This is a genomic window from Mangrovicella endophytica (assembly GCF_002893625.1).
Lineage (GTDB): Bacteria > Pseudomonadota > Alphaproteobacteria > Rhizobiales > Rhizobiaceae > Mangrovicella > Mangrovicella endophytica.
This window is the reverse complement of record NZ_PKMZ01000005.1, coordinates 228,278-246,222: the sequence shown is the minus strand read 5'-3', so window position 1 is coordinate 246,222 and position 17,945 is coordinate 228,278. Positions and strand designations below refer to the sequence as shown.

The following is a 17,945-nucleotide window of genomic DNA, read 5'->3' as shown; positions in this document are numbered from 1 at the left end:
AGTGCATTGTCGGCCGCGTGCCAGCGTGCGCCTGTCACGCGCTGGCATCGCGGCAAGACCAGGCGCCTCTTCCGGCCGCTTGCGCACTCGCTCACAAGCTAACCCACTGTTGTCCAGCGGGTACCCCGAGATCAACCGGCCGGCATCCGGTCAAACGCCGGCAAGCCACGATCGACACGATCCCAGCTTGGCGCCGCGATGCTCCAAAGCACCATCTGCGGACGATATCGCTCGGGTTCATCGAGGCTGCCGGCATAGAGGATGAAATAATCCGGCATGGCTGGAAGCGTGATGTAGAGGGGCGATCCGCAGTTCGGGCAGAAGGCGCCACGCTTGACCGTGCCGCCGTCGCCGGCAACCTCCCACTCGCTGGCGCGTCCCTCGACCGCGACCGCAGCGCCCGCAAATGTCAGATGCGACGCGTGGCCGGTGCCGCTGTCGCGCTGACACTGTCGACACTGGCAGTGGCCCATGGCGACGGGCTCGGCAGAAACCGTGTAGCGAACAGCGCCGCAGGCGCAGCCGCCGGTGAATGGCCGGCTCATGGCGTCAATCCCTCGGCTGGAGCGGCAGACATTACGACGGCTCCTCGTCGGCGACCGACTTCAGCCGCGGCACGACCCTTCTCCAGCCTTCTCCCATGTTCTTCAGCGCGACTTCATTGTCCGGCAGCGCAAAGCCGGAGTGGACGAGCCGGAGGTGCGTACCAGCCTCGCTCGGCGTCAGGGTCCATGTGACGACTGTATCGAGCCGCGAGCCGTAGCCGATGTTGCCGGCGTCGCCACCCTTCCAGCTGAAGGCGAACCGCTGGTTCTCAACCACCTCCAGAACCTCGCAGCGGATCGTGCCGTCCCAGGCTCCGGCGGGATTGGTGCGGAAGGTGAAGCGGCAGCCTTCGACCGGTGCAAATCCAGTCGGCGGCATCAGCCAGCGGGCGATGAGATCCCCAGTGGTCAGTGCTCGCCAGACGACCGCGGGCGGATGCGGCACGATCTCGTCGAGGACGATGTCGTTTGTATCAGCGGCAGTCGCGATCGGCGTCATGGATCGATGTCCTTCAGGAGCGCGCGGAGGTCAGTGAGGCGGGAGCGCCAGAACACGTCGTAATGGCTCATCCAGTCGAACAGCGGCGCAAGGCCCGCCGGATCGGCGCGGTAAAAGACGTTGCGACCTTGCGAGCGATCCAACACCAGCCCCGCCTGTTTCAGCGACCGCAGATGCTGCGAGACCGCCGACTGCGTCACGCCGCTGCCCTTGGTCAGCTCGGCGACGCTGATCTCATCCGTGTGGACGATCCGCTCGAATACCGCCCGCCGGGTGGGATCGGCGAGTGTTCGCATGACAGCGTCGAGGACGTGAGCTTGCGTCATTCTGAAACGTTAGTCTGCACTGATGAATTAGTCAATGCTAATTCATATAGCGGTGACAGGACAGGTTCCGGAGAAGCCGAACCTGTCCTGCGATTGCCGCAGGCGCGATCAAGGGCGCAGATCCCCAGACAGACGGGACTGCGCGCGGGGGGTAAGGCGGTGGCCTTAGCCGGGGCAGCGCGCGATCCGCACCCTGTCAGGCAGTCAGACCGTCAGGGCGGAGTTGATCAGCGGCTTCAGCTCGGCCGGACGCAGGACCTGCGTCACGAAGCGCTCGACGAGCGGCTTGTAGGAGCCCCACAGGGCGCGCAGCTTGATCTCCGGATCGCGCTCGAAATCGACGCGCAGGTCGACGAGCGGCCAAGCCTGCCGATCGACGATCAGAAGTGCCGCGGCCATGGCGATCTGCGTCTCGCCGCCGGCCGCAACGCCGGCGTCGAGGCCGTCGAGGAGGCGCTCGGCGAAGATCGTGGCACTGGAGCCCGCGTAGCCGCGGACCATTGCCTCGGGCACGCCTTCGTTTGCCAGGAAATTGCCGCAGGCGACACAGGCATCACCCTCGAAGGTCGTGTTGATCGACTCGATCTTCGGCCCGTTGAAGAAGGCGGTCCGGCCGTCGCGATCCACCACCGCGAACTGGCGAAGGTCCGGATGCTCGCTGCCGGCGACGAGGATGTCGACGACCTCGCCAGCGCTGAAGCCCTGCGCCAGGAGGTCGAGCCCGAGCGGCCCGGACCGGATGTCGGTGCGGTGCTGCGTCGCCACCGCGCCGACGCCGGCACGCGCCCAGGAGCAGCGATTGCCGACCGCGATGCTGGAGCTTGCCACGGCAATGCCAAACATGCCGGACGCGCGATCGAGAGCGGCGATGGAAAAGGTCACGGGGATACTCCTGTGGTCGTTCGGAAAGGACGTTCGTCCTAGATCTCGCGGCGGTCCTTCAGCCGGTACCAGGGCAGGATCAGCCGGGCGCTGCGGACGGCCAGCGGGTGAAGCGGCACGGCCCGAGGCGCGCTCGGCGGAAGCGCCAGCTCGGCATCGGGGCGTCCTTCCACGGCATCCGCCATCACCGCGGCCATGGCGCAGCACAGCGCCAGACCCCGGCCGTTGCAGCCGATCCAGGCCGACAGCCCGTCCGGGCGGCGATGGAGGCGCGGCAGGCGGTCCACCGTCATGGCGATACGCCCGCCCCAGACATGCGGCATCGGACCACTCGGCAGCGCCGGGAACATCGCCTGCAGCCGGCTTTGGACCAGCTGAGGCAGGCGACGTTCGGCTCCGGCCTGGATGGTCAGCGCGCCGCCGGAGACGATGCGCCCGTCCCGATCCTTGCGCAGGTACCGCAGGTCCATCCGCGTGTCGGACAGCGCCTCGTCGAAAGGCAGGATGGCTTCGGCTGCCGCACCCAGCGGTTCCGTTGCCGCCTGATAGGAGGTGACCGGCACGATGCTGCGCCGCAGCTCCGGCCAAAGGGTGCCGGTATGGGCGGCGGTCGCGAGAACGACATGGGCGGCCCGCACCGTGCCGGATGGTGTTTGCACCCGCCATCCGAAGGTATCGCGTCGCAGCGACAGAGCCGGGCTGTGCTCGAAGACGGCAACCCCCTCATCCGACGCGCCGCGGGCAAGGCCCAGCGTGAAGGCATACGGATTGATGTGGCCGCCGCCGGCATGGCGCCAGCCGCCTTGGTAACCCTCGGCACCCGTGTGCTGCCGCATTTCAGCGGCGGAGAGCGCGCTGGTCGGCGCTCCGACCGCCGCCCATTGGCTCGCGAGAGCAGCTACGCGTTTCGCGCGCCCCGGGGTATGGGCCGGCTGCAGCCAGCCGGTCCGCCGTGCATCGCAGTCGATGCCGTAGCGCTCGACGAGACCGAACAGGACGTCGGCACCGCCGGCAACCATGCGCAGGAAGCGCTCGCCGGATTCGCCCGGCCACAGGGCGCGAATGGCGTTCGGGCCATGCCGCGTCAGCGCCGGGATGACCTGTCCGTTGGCGCGGCCGGAGGCGCCGGCGCCGATCCGGGCCGCTTCCAGAAGCGCGACGGACTTGCCCCGCCGCGCCAGCTCGATCGCCGTGGCAAGGCCTGAGATGCCCCCGCCGACGACGGCGACATCGCAGGCGATCTCGCGCGTCAGCGGCTCGGCATCGAAGCTCTCAGCTGACAGCTGCCGCCACAGGCTGGACGGTGCATCGGACGGCCAGCTGGTCATGGCGCCACCAGATCCACCATGACGCCGCAGCTCGCCCGCAGGTCGTGGCAGGTGTTCTGATTGCCGACGATCCGCAGCCGGTCCACCGTCCCGGCTGTCAGGCCGATCCCCTCGCCGCCCGCGAAGCGCTGCAGCGCCGGCGCAGCCGCTGTCTCGACGGCTTCGAGGCTTTGAGCGCCATTGGCATGGCGACACCATTGCGGGCGCCAGACGAGCTCCGACGTATGATGATGGCAATAGAGCACCTGCAGGCCCGGCGTTTCCATCCGGTCCACTCGCATCACGGAGAATCTCAGCTCGCCCTCGCCGGTCGCCCGCGAAAAGCTGCGCGGCGTCTCCGCCGCGATACCCTTCAGCGAGAGTTCCGCGGACGTCTGATTGAGGTCATCGGACTGCAGGGCGACGCCGCGCAGACCACCGCCGGCTGCCATCAAGGCGCGCCAGCCGGCATTGGCAGGCGTGTTCGCGACGACGGAGAGGAGCTCGATGTAGCGGCCCTCCAGCATCACGCAGCAATTGGCCGTGCCCATTTCCGAACTGTGATGCGTCGTCGGCGTGACGGTGAAGCCGGCGGCTTCGAAACCTGCACCGGCGGCACCCAGATCGGCGACGAGCAGCACCACATGATCGAGCGCCAGGCGCATCATCACGAGGAGACCGTCATCCTGTCGATGCCGTAGATGCGGTCGACGACGATCAGCGCGATGACGGCGAGCAGAAGCTGCAGCGTGCTCAGCGCCGCGACCGACGGGTCGAACTGATGCTCGAGATAGCTCAGCATCACCACCGGCAGCGTGTTCGTGTCGGCGCTGCCGAAGAAGTAGCTGATCGGCAGGTTGTCGAAGGAGGTCAGGAAGGAGAACAGCGAGCCGGCCATGATGCCCGGCCGGATCAGCGGCAGCGTCACATGCCAGAACACCGCCAGTGGGCTGGCGCCGAGGATCGCCGCAGCCTCCTCATAGGAGCGCGGCAGGCCGGCATAGACCCCCGCGACGGTGCGCAGGACGTAAGGCAGGCAGACCACCGTATGGGCGATCAGCAGTGCGGTGAAGGAGACGCCGATGCCGATCGCCGAGAGGAAGAACAAAGAGGCGAAACCGATGACGATCATCGGCATCGAGAGCGGCGACAAGAGGAAGGTCATCACCGCATTCGCCCATTTGGCGCGAGAGCGCGCCAAATACAGGCAGGCCGGCACGCCGAGCAGGCAGGAAAGCAGCGTCGCGCCGATCGCCACCTCGATGCTGACGATCAGGGCGTCAATGAACGGCCGGTACTCGAAGATGCGGGCAAACCACTTCGTCGACCAGCCCGGAATGGGGAACGCGACGAAGCCGGCGGAGGTGAAGGAGACGACCACCACGACGAGGATCGGCGCCAGCATGAAGACGAAGAACAGGACGACGAAGGCGAGGAGCGCCACGTCCGGCAGGCTCGACTGGTTGCGGCGCATGGCTCAGGCTCCCCTGCGGCGCACGATGCGCAACTGCAGCCACAGGCAGGCGATGGCGATGACGAGTAGGATCATGCTCATCGCGCTGGCCATGCCGAAATCGCGCGTCGTGTTGAACTGCTGGTAGATCATCAAGGGCAGCGTCTGCAGGCCGCCGCCGAGCAGGACCAGCGTGACGAACGAGCCGTTGGCAATCATGAAGACGAGGATCGCGCCGGTGCCGATGCCGTCAAGCGACAATGGCAGCGTCACCTCCCAGAAGGTGCGCAGGCGGTTCGCGCCGAGGATCTGGGCCGACTCCTCCAGGCGCCGGTCAATGCCCTGCAGAACCGAGGTGATCGACAGCACCATCAACGGCACCAGGACGTGCACCAGCGCCGCGATGGTGATCTCGACGGAGTTGGTGAGGCGAAGCGGCTGCTCGAGAAGGCCGAGCTGGTTCACCAGGAGGTTGTTGACGAGCCCCTTGCGCGCGAAGAGGACCTGCCAGCCGAAGGTGCGCATGATGATCGAGGTCAGCAGCGGCGCGATCAGGAGGAAGATCACCAGGGCCGACCACCGTCCGGCCTTGCGCACCAGGAAATAGGCGACGGGGTAGCCGATGATCAGCGAGATCACGGTCACGCCGGCCGACAGGAGCACCGTCTCGCCCATGATCCTGAGGTAGAACGGATCGGTGAGCAGGGCGGCGTAGCGGGCCAGCGTAAAGGCGCCCGTCGCTTCGTCGACGAAGCTCCTCATCGCGTTGTCGGCGAGCGGCAGAACGAAGAAGAACAAAAGGAACAGTGCCGCCGGCGCGATCAGGTAGACGGAGCGCATGGCGAGCGGACGCGCCCGCCGGCGTGGCGCAATCGGGAGAGTGAACTCGGTCATGTCAGCGCCTCCGTCGAGGATCGAAGGCGGCGGACACCTCTCGGCATCCGCCGCCGAGTCATCGGCCTAGCGGCCGATCTCGCGGTTCCAGCGATCGACCCAGTCGTTGCGGACCTTGGCGATCTCCTCGTAGGGCGGGAACGCCGTCTTCTGCCAGGGCGTGATGCGGCCGTTCAGCTTCTCGCTGTACTTCACGTCCGTGTTGGTCACGCCGTAGTTCATGATGTCGGCAAACTTCTCCTGGTTGCGGGCATCCAGGATCTCGTTGATGTAGGTCCAGGCCAGCGGGTCGGCATTCTTCGGCTTCTGCACCGCGACGCCGTTCAGCGAGCCGCCCTCTTCCGGATTGAGGAAGTCGATCCAGGTCGCGCCGCTGTCGTAGTGATTCCAGGTCCGGCCGTCGAAATAGATGCCGACGTCGGCTTCACCGGAGCTCATCTGATTGAAGAAGTCGTTCGGGGCGCCCCAGAAGACGAGATTGTCCTTCATCTTCGCCATGGCTTCGAAGAACGGATCGACATTGTCGACGCCACCGCCAAGCGCCTTGGCCATCGCCCAGATCAGCATGATCGGGGTCACGGCGTAGCTGATCGACGGCACAGAGGCGACGAACTCGCCCTTGGACACGCGGTCGACGAACTCATGGAAGGACTTCGGCGGCTGCGAAACCGTTTCCTTGTTGAACGTGATGCCGCCGACGCCGTAGTCGAAGATGGTGCCCTTGCCGGCAACGGAGTCCGTCAGCTCCTGCGGCGTCTTGGCAAGGTTCGGCAGGTTGGCGACCGTGAAATCGTCGACGAGATCGGCCTTCGCGGCCGAGAGCGCCAGATCCGGAGTCATGATCAGCACGTCGACCGGAGGGTCCTGCGGATCGGCCTCGACCTGCGCCAGCCACTGCGGCGGGCCGCCGAGCGAGACATTGGCCTTGGCGCCGGTCTTCTGCTCAAAGGGCGCGACGAAGCAGGTGCGCACCGCCTCCTCCCAGACGCCGCCGAAAGCGGTGACGGTGATTTCCTTGGCCTGGGCGCCGGCGAAGCGCGGGAAGCCGCCGGTCAGAAGCCCGGCGCCCATCACGGTGCCGGCGCCCAGAATGCTACGTCTCGTCAAATTTCGCATCGGCCTGTCTCCTTGAGGGACTGAGGTGGGCTGCTGGAGAAGTCAGAGTGTCCCAAGCGCCGTGTCGAAACGGCGGCGGGCTGCTTGAAGCGCGTCCTCACTGAGGCTCCCGCGCGGGAACTCCGGCGGGAGATCATCGAGCACGCTGGCGAAGATTTCGCGCCGGCGCCGCTGCCGGATCGAGGTGGGAAGCGTGACGAGAGCGCGGTTCAGGCGATCCATGCCGTCGCGCGCGAAGACGCTGTCCCAGGCTTCCCGCTCCGGCCCCGACTGGATCGCGCTGTTGCTGCTGGCCATGGCCTGCCGTGCGCGTTCGGTCGCGGGGACATCCACCGTGCCATTCGTGATCACGACGCCGTATTCGGCGGCAGCGCCCTCGCCCGTCACGAAACCGTTCTTCACGTCGCGTGCGACCGCCTCCGGGTCGCGCCGGGTCGGGTCACCCCAGCCGCCGGCGCCCGGCGTCAGGAAGGTGACGGTGTCGCCGGCATTGACCTCGAGGACGTCGATCTTGCCGAGCCGCCGCTCGGCGGGCGTGCCGCGATTGACGATCAGCTCCGCCGGCCGTCCCGGCTTGCCGCCGTTCGACCCCCAGGGGCGGAAGAGCAGCCGCTCCATGCCGCGGCCGAGGACGTTGGTGCCGTCGGTGAGAACGCGGAAGGTCAGTTCCATGCCGCAGCCGCCGCGCCACTCGCCGGCGCCGCCGGAGTCGGGGCGCAGGGCGTAGCGCAGGATCTCGACGCCCATCTCGGCCTCGACGGTCTCGACCGGATTGTTGGCAAGATTGGAGATGCCGCTGTCGCGGCCGTCGACGCCGTCGCGCCCGGAGCGAGCGCCGGTGCCGCCGATCATCGGCTCGACCACCTGGACGCGCCGTCCGCCGCGCCCGTCCGGCTCGGCCATGACGACGGGAATGACGGTGCCCGACGAGGCGGCCGGCATCACCTGCGGCAGCGCCCGCCCGAACGCACCGTTGAGGACATCGTTGACGCGGATCGCGGCGGCATGGCGCACGCCGGTGGCCGCCGGCTCCTCCGGGTTCACCAGCGAGCCCTTCGGCGCGGTGATGCGAACCGGCCCGAGCAGCCCGACATTGAGCGGCGCCGTCGGGTCCAGCGTGCTGACGAGGGCGAGCACGCGCAGGGTCAGCCAGGCATGCGGCCGGCCGCGCGAGGGCACGTTCATCGCGGTCGCCACCTGCGGGTCAGTGCCGGTGAAATCGAGATGCACCGTGCCATCCTCGAAGGTCGCCGCCAGCGCCACCCGTACCGGCAGGCGCGTCGCCGCATCGTCGTCAAGATAGTCGTCGAAGGCGTAGGTGCCGTTCGGCACGCGGGCGATGACGTCCCGCGCCTTCGCCGTTGCATAGGCGACGAGATCTTCCGACGCGGTGACGACAGTATCGCTGCCGTGCTGGGCGATCGTCTGCTCCAGGCGCCGGCGGCCGGCCGTCAGCGCCGCCAGCATGGCGCGGATGTCGCCCATATTGGCGTCCGGCGTGCGGCTGTTGGCGTCGAGGAAGAGCCGGACCTCCGGCGACATCTCGCCCCGCTTCATCAGCTTGACCGGCGGGATGCGCAGGCCTTCCTGATAGATCTCGGTGTTCAGCGGCGAGATGCTGGAGGGCACGCGCCCGCCGACGTCGGAACAGTGCACGAAGCACCAGCCATAGGCGACGATGCGGCCCTCATGAAAATAGGGCTCGATCATGTGAAGGTCGGGCAGATGCGTCGCCAACCCTTCAGAGCGGTAGGGATCGTTGGTGAGGATCACGTCGCCCGGCTCGAGCTCGCCGACCGCCGCGATGGCCGGCGCGCATTCGAGCCCGACGAAGCCGGAAACGCCGATCGAGCGCGGATAGGCGAAGAAGCGGCCGTCGAGACCGGCGAGCGCGCAGGCGAAGTCGGCCGTTTCCTTGACGTAGAGCGTGCGCCCGGTGCGCTGCAGCGTCAGGCACATCTCTTCGCTGATGGCGGCGAGCTTGTTGCCGAGGATGGCGAGAGTGACGGGATCGAGCTTCATGCCGCGCCTCGTTCCAGATGCAGGTTGCCGGTGCGGTCGACATGCGCCGACCAGCCCGGCAGGACGATGGTCGTCGTGTCCTCCTGCTCGATGATTGCAGGGCCGCTCAGGCGGTCGCCGGCGCCGAGCGCGGTGCGATCGTAGACGGCGGCATCGAGCCAGGCGCCACCGCGAAACAGCGGCCGCTTGGACTTCTGCTGCGGCACCCCCTGCCCGACCGGGATATCGGATTGCGCCAGATCCGCCGTGACGCCGATGACGGCGAGGCGCACCGTGCCGATCTCGATCTCGGCATCCGGATCACGGAAACCGTAAATGCGCTCGTGCTCCCGGTGGAACGCCTCGGCGACGCGTTCCATGGCGAGCTCGCCGTCGTCGAGCACGACCCGCAGCTCGTAGGCCTGGCCGGCATAGCGCATGTCGGCCGCGCGCTCCTGGCGGCGCGCCTCGCTCATCTCGCCCTCGGCGTCGAGCCACTGGCTGCCCTCGGCGGAAAGCGCCGCGAAGATCGTGCCCAGCGCACCGATCGTCTCTGCACTCAGCGGCCGACGGATGCTGCGCACGAAGTCGCGCCTCAGATCTGCGGCGGCGGCGCCAAGCGCACAGAAGGTGCCGGCGGCCGGCGGGATGACGACGCGGCCGATGCCGGCCTCTTCCGCCAGGAGATTGGCCTGCGTCGGCCCGGCTCCGCCGAACGGCACCAGCGCGAAGCTGGCGGGGTCGAGGCCGCGTGAGGCCAGCGACTTGTAGAGCTCAGTGGCCATGCCGGCGGTGGTCACCGCCAGAGCCCCTTCCGCAGCCTTTGCCGCGATATCCACACCGGTGATGCCGATGCGCGCACCAATGGCGCCGAGTGCCTGCGAGGCTGCGGCCGCATCGAGCTTCATCCGGCCACCGAGGAAGCCGGCCGGATCGATGAAGCCGAGCGCAAGATAGCAGTCGGTCACGGCCGGCTCTGTGCCGCCGCGCCCATAGGAGACGGGGCCCGGTGAGGCGCCGGCGCTCTGCGGCCCGACCTTCAGGACGCCGTGGTCGTCGACCCAGACGATGGAGCCGCCGCCGGCCCCGATCGCTGAGACGTCAACGACCGGCAACACCAGCGGCAGACCGCCGATATCCGTGCGGGTTGCAAGCTCGGGTTTGCCGGAACTGGCGACCGCGATGTCGGACGAGGTGCCGCCCATGTCGAAGGTGATGATGCCGCCGACACCGGCACCGGCGGCCAGCCGCGCCGCCGCCATGACGCCGGAGGCCGGCCCGGACAGGATCGTGTCGACAGGGCGTTCGGCGGCCGAGGCAAGGCTGAGCGAGCCGCCGTTCGACGCGGTGACGAGGATCGGCGCTGTGACGCCGTCCGCCTTCAGCCCGCGATCGAGCTCGGCGAAGTAGCGATGCATCAGCGGCTGGATATAGGCGTTGAGGCAGGCGACCAGCGCCCGCTCATACTCCCGGATCTCCGGCCAGATCGCCGCGGCCGAGGTGATCGACAGGCCGCCCGATGCTGCCGACAGCTTTTCCGCGATGGATATTTCGGTCTCTGGCGCCGCATAGCCATTGAGCAGCACCAGCGCCGCCGCATCGACGCCCATCGCCTTCAGTTCGGCTGCGACGCGCTCGATCTCGCCGGCGTCCGGCGTCGATGTCGCCGATCCGTTCGAGGCGAAACGCGCCGCGATCTCTACGACGCGAAAGCGCGGGACGAGCGGCTCCTCCTTGGCGGCATGGAAGTCGAATGAGGACGGCATCCGGCTGCGGGCGATCTCCAGGATGTCCCGGAAGCCTTCGCTGACGACGAGCGCAATGGTGGCGCCGCGACGCTGAATGATGGCGTTGAGGCCGATCGTCGTGCCGTGCATCAGCGCGCCGACGTCGCTGGCCTTGAGGTCCGCCTTCGCCAACAGCGCACGCAGCCCCTCGATCAGGGCGCGCGACGGCTCATCCGGGGTCGACGGCTCCTTGTAGTAGACGAGGCTGCCATCTCGGGGATCCGACAGCACGAAGTCGGTGAAGGTACCGCCGACGTCGATGCCGATCCGGGCGCCGCTTTCTTTCATGACGATGCTACTTCCTACTCGCTGGCCACAACCACGACGTCCTGCGGCGTCCAGCTGAGGACGACGCTTTCGCCGAGCCGGAACGCGACGGAGCCGAGAGGCCCGTCGGCCTGCCGGTAAACGAACAGTTCCCGCCCAAGCCCCGGCGCCTCGACCTGATAGGCCGCATAGGTGCCGCGGAAGATCGCGCCGGTGACGCGGCCCTCGATGTTGACAACGGACGGTTGGCGCTCGGTGCCGAGGGCAATGCGCTCAGGGCGCACCGAGATCGTCAGCGCCTCGCCGGGCGTTCTCGGCTCGCCGAGGGGCACGACAATCTCGCCGCCGGCCGCGGCGGGCACCACCAGCGCACGACCATCGCTGGAGGCGCGGCCTTCGAGGATGTTGGACGTGCCGAGGAACTCCGCGACGAAGCGCGTCTGCGGCCGGTCGTAGATCTCCGACGGCGCGCCCACCTGCAGTATGCGGCCGGCATTCATCACCGCGACGCGGTCGGCCATCGACAGCGCCTCCTCCTGGTCGTGTGTGACGAGAAGGGTCGTGATGCCGAGCCGCTGCTGCATGGCGCGGATCTCGAACTGCATGCTTTCGCGCAGCGAGCGGTCGAGCGCGCCCAGCGGCTCGTCGAGCAGCAGCACCTTCGGGTTGACCACCAGCGAGCGGGCCAGCGCCACGCGCTGCTGCTGGCCGCCGGACAGCTGGCTCGGATAGGTGTCGCCGCGCCCTTCCAGCTTGATCAGGTCGAGCATGGACTGAATACGAGCATCCCGTTCGGCGCGGCCGACGCCGGCCATGCGCAGGCCGAAGCCGATATTCTCGGCGACCGTGCGGTGGGGAAATAGGCTGTAGTTCTGGAACACCATGCCGAGGCTGCGGCGATGCGGCGGCAGATCGATGACGTCGACGCCGCCGATCCGCACCTCGCCCGTATCCGGCGTCTCGAAGCCGGCAACGATGCGCAGCGTCGTCGTCTTGCCGCAGCCCGAGGGCCCGAGCAGCGCCACCAGATGGCCTGCCTCGATCGACAGGTCGAGGTGTCGCACGGCCACGCTGGAGCCGTAGGACTTGCTGACGCCGCTCAGCACGAGGTCGGACGCAGGCCCGGCTCGGGCGGGTCTCGGAGCGTCGACGCCATTGTGAGCGGTTGTTGAGATCATGCGCGAATGCAGCTTCCGTTTCGGCTGATTGTAGCGCTACAATCAAAATACCGAACCGAAATGTCAAGCGACAGCGCCTGCTTTCTGGTCAACAGGCCGCGATGCATAGGATGTAGTCTCGCCCATGGTTCCGAGCCGCGAGGACAGATGACGGTCGAACTCAGAGGCCCTGTCCGGATCACGATGCAGACGGTGGCGCGCGCGGCCGGCGTCTCGCCGATGACCGTCTCCAACACCTTCCGCTATCCCGATCGCGTCCAGGAGGCGACGCGCCGCCGTGTGCTGGATATTGCGGCCGAGCTCGGCTACGTGCCCAACCGCGCGGCCGGCGACCTCGCCTCCGGGCAAAGCCGCGTCGTCGGCGCGGTCGTTCCGTCGCTGAAGAACTCCAGCTTCTACATGTTCATCAGAGGCATCAGCGAGGCCGCGTCCGAATGCGGCTACGAGCTGGTCATCTCTCTGGCCGAAACGCCGGAGCAGGAGCTCGCCGCCGTCCAAACCTTCCTGGGATTGAGAGTCGCCGGGCTGATCCTCGTCGGCAGCGATCATGAGCGCGCCACGGTCGATCTCCTGCGCAAGACGCCTTTGCCGGTGGTAGAGGCCTGGGCGACCTCGCCGCCTGTCGACATGGGGATCGGCTACAGCGTGCGGAAGGCGATGCAGTCGCTGCTGCGCATCGTCCTCGATCGTGGATTCCGCCGCGTCGGTTTCGTCGGCTTTGCCGGCGATGCGTCACAGCGCTACAGCGAGCGCCTGCCGGCCTTCCGCGACTACATGGCCGAGGCCGGCCTCGACAGCAGCCTGATCCATCTCGTCGACGAGGCCGATGGCTTCAGCGCCGGGCCGGCTGCGCTGAACGCGCTGCACCAGCGCGATGCCGCGCTGGACGCGATCCTCTGCCCGACCGACATCGTCGCCGCCGGCGTCCTGTTCGAATGCGGGCGTCGCGACTGGCCGGTGCCGGAGCGGATCGCCGTCACCGGCTGGGGCGATTTCGAGATCGCTTCCGAGATCACGCCGCAGCTGACGACCGTGGATGCGAAGGCGCATGAGATCGGCCGGCAGACGGTGGCGATGATCCGCGACCGGATCGACGAGCGGCAGGGCCCGTCCTTCGTCGATCTCGGCTTCTCCATCGTCCGCCGCGCCAGCGTGTAAGGGGAAGCGGACGTGGTCCGTGAATGGTGATCCCGGCGCGATTCGAACGCGCGACCCTCAGATTAGGAATGTTACTGCGGCCATTGTTTTAGAACGGCTTTCTGCCGCCATGTCGCAGCCATGTTGCATCAGGCCAGCAGTGCATTCTCTGCAGCGGCCAGCTCGTCGGCGTCGTCACCTCTCGGAAACAGGTGGCCGTAGACGTCCATCGTCATGACGATCGATGAATGGCCGAGCCGCTCCTGTACGGCCTTCGCCGGGAGGCCGAGGCCGCCGTCTTCCTTCCGGTTGATGCACCAGGAGGCATAGAAGTGCCGCAGGGCATGAAGCCCCGGATACTTTGCCGCAAGGATCGGCTTGCCTTCGGCGTCCACCTCGCCGGTGGCAATCGTCACGCCCGCCTTGAGCTGGATCGGTTGCAAGCCTCGGCGAACGATGTTGTTCAGGCCCTCGACCTTGCCGGAGCCATTCGGGAACACCAAGCCGAGATCACCCTTCGGGCAAACGAGTTTCCATTCGCGAAGCGCATTGACGACGATCGGCGGTGCCGGCACGGCACGCTCGCCGGAGATCGACTTCGGCTTCCCGATGGCGTTGAAGCGATCAGCGCGCTGATGGACGCGGATCTCGCGCTTGTCGAGGTCGACGTCCTTCCATCGCAGGCCGCGCAGCTCGGACGCACGCAGGCCGGTGAAGATCGCTGTGAGGAGTAGCGGACGCCACCGGCCGTGGAGCGCCGCGACGATAGCCTTCAGCTCCTCGCGTGTGGGTATGTCGACGCCGACCTTCAGCCGGCCCTTGTGGCGCTGTTCCTGTCGCCTGTCGCCCTTCCGACGGCCGCGCATGTCCCTGACGACATTGCGACCGACGAGGCCCCTCTCCTGCGCATCCGCCAACAGCGAGCCGAGGCTCACCATCACCTTCTTGATCGTTACCTGCGAGCGACCGGCGGCCCGCAGCTGGTCCTCGTATGAGCGAACGACGGGAATGCTCAACGCCGTGAGCTTCAGCTCGCCGATAAAGGGCTTGATGTGCTGGTCGACATGCGAGCGGTAGTTCGCGATCGTCGTACGCTCCAGCCCGGCCGCTTCGCCGGTCAAAATCCAGAAGTCGCCGGCCTGGGCGACGGTAGCGCTGGCACTGTCGGCAACATGCACGCCCTCTCGCACCTCGACGTTGGCCGTCGCCGCGAAGGCGTCAGCTTCCTTCTTCCGCTGGAACGTCTTTAGCCGGCGCTTGCCCTTGGCGTCCGCGTAATCGACGACCCATGCCGTTTTCTCGGCGCCGGTGGCAGTGGTCCAAGAGCGCTTGCGGACGGACATTCGGTCAGCCCTTGTTCCTATCTCGCAGCAACTCAATACAGTCTTGTATATATTGCGAGTACTTGTCGATCGACTCTAATAGATCCCGGTCCGATAGGGCAGAATGGTGATGTTTTCGCGGCCACATCGGGCTTACTGTGCCGAGGTCCGGAAATATCTCGACTTGTCTACTGAAGGAATGCTCAAGACGGTGCACGATTTCGCCGTTGAGGGATCTGCTGTTCAACGCGGCCACTTCCGCAATTTCGTCGCGCAAAGCAGTGCGCAACCGAAGTGTCATGCGAGTCTCGGGCTCTGCCATTGAACTAACCTCCTTAGAAGGCGCCAGCCATAGCACCAGAGCGACACCATGTCTTGACACCGTAATGGTGCGACATCATTATGGTGTCACTGATATAAAAGGAGGTTAACGGAAATGGACGAGCAGGCAGAGAAGCCCCTCGATCTCGTTTGGGGGATCAAGAGCATCGCCAAGCTGATCGGCAGGACCGAGCGGCAGACATACGGCATGTGTGATGCAGGCCAGCTGCCGGCGCGACGCGTCGGCCAGCGCTGGGTTGCGGAGCGCAGCGCGCTCGCCCGCTTCTTCGCGGAGCCAGCGGCATGATCAGCAGGAAACAAAAAGGCCCGGCAGAGGCGGCAACCTCTCCGAGCCCTGGTTCAACCAATCCCCCAAAGGACAAGGCAATGAACAGCCCGGATATTAACACCCTGCGGATGGAGTTCGCAAGTCTGGAAGACGAGTTGAGCGACCCGGTCACCGACCTGGTGCAGTTCGCCGCGATCGTCAAGCACCTCGTCGTGACGTTCATCGACTTGGATCGGGGCGAGCAGACCGGCGCCGACTATTTCCGCCTGCCATTCCATCGCGACGACGCTCAGATGGTGGCTTTCGCCGTGCGCCACCTGGACGAGCAGGCTCAAGCCCTGAACGTGCGGTTCCAGAACAAGGTGAACCGCCTGATGGCGGCGGGTATCCTGTCATGAGCCGGCGCAAAGCTTCAAAGCCGAAGACTGCCCGGATGCCGGCGCCTGAACCGGTTGAGCGCGCCGCGATCTGCCCGATCGCGAAGATGGCGGGGCGACTTCGTGAAGTGCGGGCCGTCTCCTACGCCCTCGACCGAAGGGTATCGGAAACGCCTGTTCCGCTGAGGGGCGGCTATCCCATCAACTACTTGGAGAACGCCGTTCGCCACTCACGCGAAGAGGAGAGCGTGATCCGCGACTACATCGCGGCGACGCGGGCGGCCTCTATGGAAGGCGCCGCGATGCAGCTGGTGGAGCTGCTGATCCGCCTTGAGCAGGTTGCGGAGGTGGGCGACGAACAGTCATCCGGCTGCGCCTACAGGGCAAGCATCCGGATGATCTACTCAATCCTTCATGTCGTCGAGGAGTACTGCGCGACGTCACTGGCGGACCTGATCGACCGTCGCTTCGACAACGGCCACCTGGACCCGTGGCTTCCGGTCGACCTTCGTCTTGCCTGGCTGGCGGCCGAGGCCGAGCTTGAGGAGGCGGAAGCGTAATGACGGCGTCCCGCACTCCGCTCCACCAGCTTCGCGCGCCCCGGACCCCCTTGCTGTGGATGCCGAAGAACCACCCCACAGGCCACCATCCTCCCAGTTTCGGGAGGCAGATGGGAGGATCGGCTATATCGGGAGCCTTTGCGCAGCAAGGGATTGGGAGGGTGCGGGAGGATCGGGACCTTGTTTCCGGCCTCCCATGATGCGCGCGCATGCGCTTGGGCGCGCATGAATGACGACAAGAATAAAGCTCCCAAACCTCCCATCCTCCCAATCTTAGGGTCTAGGCCCTGAAATCATTGCGCAAAGCGAGACGGCGGCTCGGGAGCTTGCGGGAGCATAGGCCAAAATGGCGGGAGGATCGCAGTTTGCACCTTCTGCACCCTTCAACAGGCCGGAGATCATCACCATGAATTCGCTTGTGACATTCGACTTCGACGGCGACGCCGTGCGGACAATGACCGAAGACGGCGAGCCGTTGTTCAACGGCCGCGACGTTTGCCGTTGCCTGGGACTGGAAACGCCACAGCGAGCGTTCGATCGCATCCCTGATGAGGAAAAGGGGGTGCGTAGTACGCACACCCTTGGCGGCGAGCAGGCTATGGTCTGGCTGTACGAGTCAGGCCTCTACCGCCTGATCTTCGAAAGCCGCAAGCCGGAGGCCGAGCGGTTCAAGCGCTGGGTCTTCCATGACGTGCTGCCGGCAATCCGCCGCACCGGGAGCTACAGCCGGCGCCGGCTTGACCCCGTGGAGCTTGGCGCTGCCCTTGCCGTGGTTCGCGAGGCTCGGCGCGTGCATGGCGTGGAGGCTGCCCGATCCGTATGGGCCGACCTCGGCCTGCCGGAGGTGCCCGACCCTATCCCCGTTGAGGAGGGTGCCGATCCAGGCGCGTTCCTGAGCGCCGTGCAGGCCTTCATTGCCGAGTGCACGGATGCACGGCCGTTCGCACGTGTGCAGGCGACGGTGCTGCATGAGGCCTATCAGCGGTGGGCTGCGGACGAACACGCCCCCGCCTTGACGATCACCATGTTTGGACGCCTTATGCGGCGAGCGGGACACCTGAAGGTGCAAGCCAGCTGCATATTCTATCTCGGGCTCCAGTTGCGTGCGGATGCACGCGGGCCTGACCGCAGCCCCTTCGCAGAGGGCATGCGGACGCAGCCGCTACCCTTCATCGTACCGAAAGAGGGAGGCTAGGGAGGCAGGCGCCTTACCTGCACGGCTTCCCTCCCTGCACAATAGCCAAGCCATTTCAATGGCTTTGGACGCTGGGGAGCCTGGGGAGGCAAGCCGGCGGGTGCGCGTGTGCACGTGATTATCGGGGTATGGGTTACCCCATCTCAAACCCTTCCATGTGTCACCTGAGATCTATCCTCCCTAGGCTCCCTAGCGTCCCATCATAAGAGATAGCTCAAACCTATCAGAGACTTATGGCGGTGAGATTTTGGGAGGCAGGCAAGTCTAAGGGCAGCGCTGGCTCCCCTGCCTCCCAAACCCCTGAGAATGCTGGAGCTGCGGCGGTCGAGGCCGGCGCGGCGAGGCGGCAGAGCCGGGCCGAGGCACAGGCCCGGGGGTGGTCTTGAACTTTCGACCCTTGGCAGGGACCGGCGCGGGTAGCCTCGCGTGAGATTTGTCCGAATTGGAAATTTCTGAGGTTTGATAGATGGTTAGAAGAGATATCACCCC

At 66.5% G+C, this 17,945-nt stretch carries 19 protein-coding genes; 5 read left to right on the top strand and 14 right to left on the bottom strand.

The genetic code is table 11. The features are described 5' to 3' along the window. Window positions 1-131: 131 nt before the first annotated feature. From C0R46_RS13950 to C0R46_RS13895, 12 genes are all read right to left on the bottom strand, one after another. Entirely contained in the window at window positions 132-545 is a 414-nt protein-coding gene (locus C0R46_RS13950; protein WP_102960244.1) for a GFA family protein, read from the bottom strand. A 31-nt stretch (window positions 546-576) separates the two neighbouring features. Then, complete coding sequence (locus C0R46_RS13945; protein ID WP_102960243.1) at window positions 577-1,044, bottom strand: SRPBCC family protein; 468 nt, start codon at window positions 1,042-1,044, stop codon at window positions 577-579. After that, the gene (locus tag C0R46_RS13940) at window positions 1,041-1,370 is read right to left on the bottom strand and encodes an ArsR/SmtB family transcription factor (protein WP_102960242.1); all 330 of its coding nucleotides are present in this window, start codon (window positions 1,368-1,370) and stop codon (window positions 1,041-1,043) included. Before C0R46_RS13940 ends, C0R46_RS13945 begins: the two co-directional genes overlap by 4 nt. A gap of 204 nt (window positions 1,371-1,574) precedes the next feature. Beyond that, a complete protein-coding gene (locus C0R46_RS13935) occupies window positions 1,575-2,252 on the bottom strand; it encodes a DUF1028 domain-containing protein (RefSeq protein ID WP_102960241.1) in 678 nt (225 codons plus the stop codon). A gap of 38 nt (window positions 2,253-2,290) precedes the next feature. After that, on the bottom strand, window positions 2,291-3,580 hold the full coding sequence (locus tag C0R46_RS13930) for an NAD(P)/FAD-dependent oxidoreductase (protein WP_102960240.1): 1,290 nt from the start codon (window positions 3,578-3,580) through the stop codon (window positions 2,291-2,293). After that, complete coding sequence (locus tag C0R46_RS13925; protein ID WP_245413588.1) at window positions 3,577-4,227, bottom strand: VOC family protein; 651 nt, start codon at window positions 4,225-4,227, stop codon at window positions 3,577-3,579. The genes C0R46_RS13930 and C0R46_RS13925 overlap by 4 nt, the downstream gene beginning before the upstream one ends. Next, entirely contained in the window at window positions 4,227-5,033 is an 807-nt protein-coding gene (locus tag C0R46_RS13920) for an ABC transporter permease (protein ID WP_102960238.1), read from the bottom strand. Before C0R46_RS13920 ends, C0R46_RS13925 begins: the two co-directional genes overlap by 1 nt. Before the next feature lie 3 nt (window positions 5,034-5,036). Beyond that, window positions 5,037-5,906 carry an ABC transporter permease gene (locus tag C0R46_RS13915; RefSeq protein ID WP_102960237.1) on the bottom strand — a complete coding sequence of 290 codons (870 nt, stop codon included), beginning with the start codon at window positions 5,904-5,906 and terminating at the stop codon, window positions 5,037-5,039. Between the two features lie 66 nt (window positions 5,907-5,972). Then, entirely contained in the window at window positions 5,973-7,022 is a 1,050-nt protein-coding gene (locus C0R46_RS13910; RefSeq protein WP_102960236.1) for an extracellular solute-binding protein, read from the bottom strand. A 42-nt stretch (window positions 7,023-7,064) separates the two neighbouring features. Next, window positions 7,065-9,044, bottom strand: coding sequence for a hydantoinase B/oxoprolinase family protein (locus tag C0R46_RS13905; protein ID WP_102960235.1), 1,980 nt, complete (start codon window positions 9,042-9,044; stop codon window positions 7,065-7,067). Further along, on the bottom strand, window positions 9,041-11,098 hold the full coding sequence (locus C0R46_RS13900; RefSeq protein ID WP_102960234.1) for a hydantoinase/oxoprolinase family protein: 2,058 nt from the start codon (window positions 11,096-11,098) through the stop codon (window positions 9,041-9,043). The genes C0R46_RS13905 and C0R46_RS13900 overlap by 4 nt, the downstream gene beginning before the upstream one ends. A gap of 14 nt (window positions 11,099-11,112) precedes the next feature. Beyond that, on the bottom strand, window positions 11,113-12,255 hold the full coding sequence (locus tag C0R46_RS13895) for an ABC transporter ATP-binding protein (RefSeq protein WP_102960233.1): 1,143 nt from the start codon (window positions 12,253-12,255) through the stop codon (window positions 11,113-11,115). A gap of 147 nt (window positions 12,256-12,402) precedes the next feature. Between C0R46_RS13895 and C0R46_RS13890 the strand changes: the two genes are divergently transcribed. Next, window positions 12,403-13,413 (top strand): LacI family DNA-binding transcriptional regulator, encoded by a 1,011-nt coding sequence (locus C0R46_RS13890; protein ID WP_245413581.1) that lies wholly within the window; start codon window positions 12,403-12,405, stop codon window positions 13,411-13,413. 128 nt (window positions 13,414-13,541) lie between these two features. On the opposite strand, the gene C0R46_RS13885 is transcribed toward C0R46_RS13890, so the two are convergent. Both C0R46_RS13885 and C0R46_RS13880 read right to left on the bottom strand, forming a co-directional pair. Continuing rightward, the gene (locus tag C0R46_RS13885) at window positions 13,542-14,735 is read right to left on the bottom strand and encodes a tyrosine-type recombinase/integrase (protein WP_102960231.1); all 1,194 of its coding nucleotides are present in this window, start codon (window positions 14,733-14,735) and stop codon (window positions 13,542-13,544) included. Between the two features lie 4 nt (window positions 14,736-14,739). Continuing rightward, window positions 14,740-15,015: an Arc family DNA-binding protein gene (locus C0R46_RS13880; RefSeq protein ID WP_245413587.1), complete on the bottom strand. Its 276-nt coding sequence runs from the start codon at window positions 15,013-15,015 to the stop codon at window positions 14,740-14,742. A 135-nt stretch (window positions 15,016-15,150) separates the two neighbouring features. Here C0R46_RS13880 and C0R46_RS13875 point away from each other — a divergent pair, with 135 nt between their 5' ends. The 4 genes from C0R46_RS13875 to C0R46_RS13860 all read left to right on the top strand — a co-directional run bounded on the left by C0R46_RS13875 (window position 15,151) and on the right by C0R46_RS13860 (window position 17,456). Then, window positions 15,151-15,342, top strand: coding sequence for a helix-turn-helix domain-containing protein (locus C0R46_RS13875; RefSeq protein ID WP_102960229.1), 192 nt, complete (start codon window positions 15,151-15,153; stop codon window positions 15,340-15,342). After that, a complete protein-coding gene (locus C0R46_RS13870; protein WP_157944649.1) occupies window positions 15,339-15,722 on the top strand; it encodes a hypothetical protein in 384 nt (127 codons plus the stop codon). Before C0R46_RS13875 ends, C0R46_RS13870 begins: the two co-directional genes overlap by 4 nt. 227 nt (window positions 15,723-15,949) lie before the next feature. Further along, a complete protein-coding gene (locus tag C0R46_RS20955) occupies window positions 15,950-16,261 on the top strand; it encodes a hypothetical protein (protein ID WP_198598332.1) in 312 nt (103 codons plus the stop codon). Between the two features lie 418 nt (window positions 16,262-16,679). Further along, entirely contained in the window at window positions 16,680-17,456 is a 777-nt protein-coding gene (locus tag C0R46_RS13860) for a BRO-N domain-containing protein (protein WP_198598331.1), read from the top strand. Window positions 17,457-17,945: the final 489 nt, after the last annotated feature.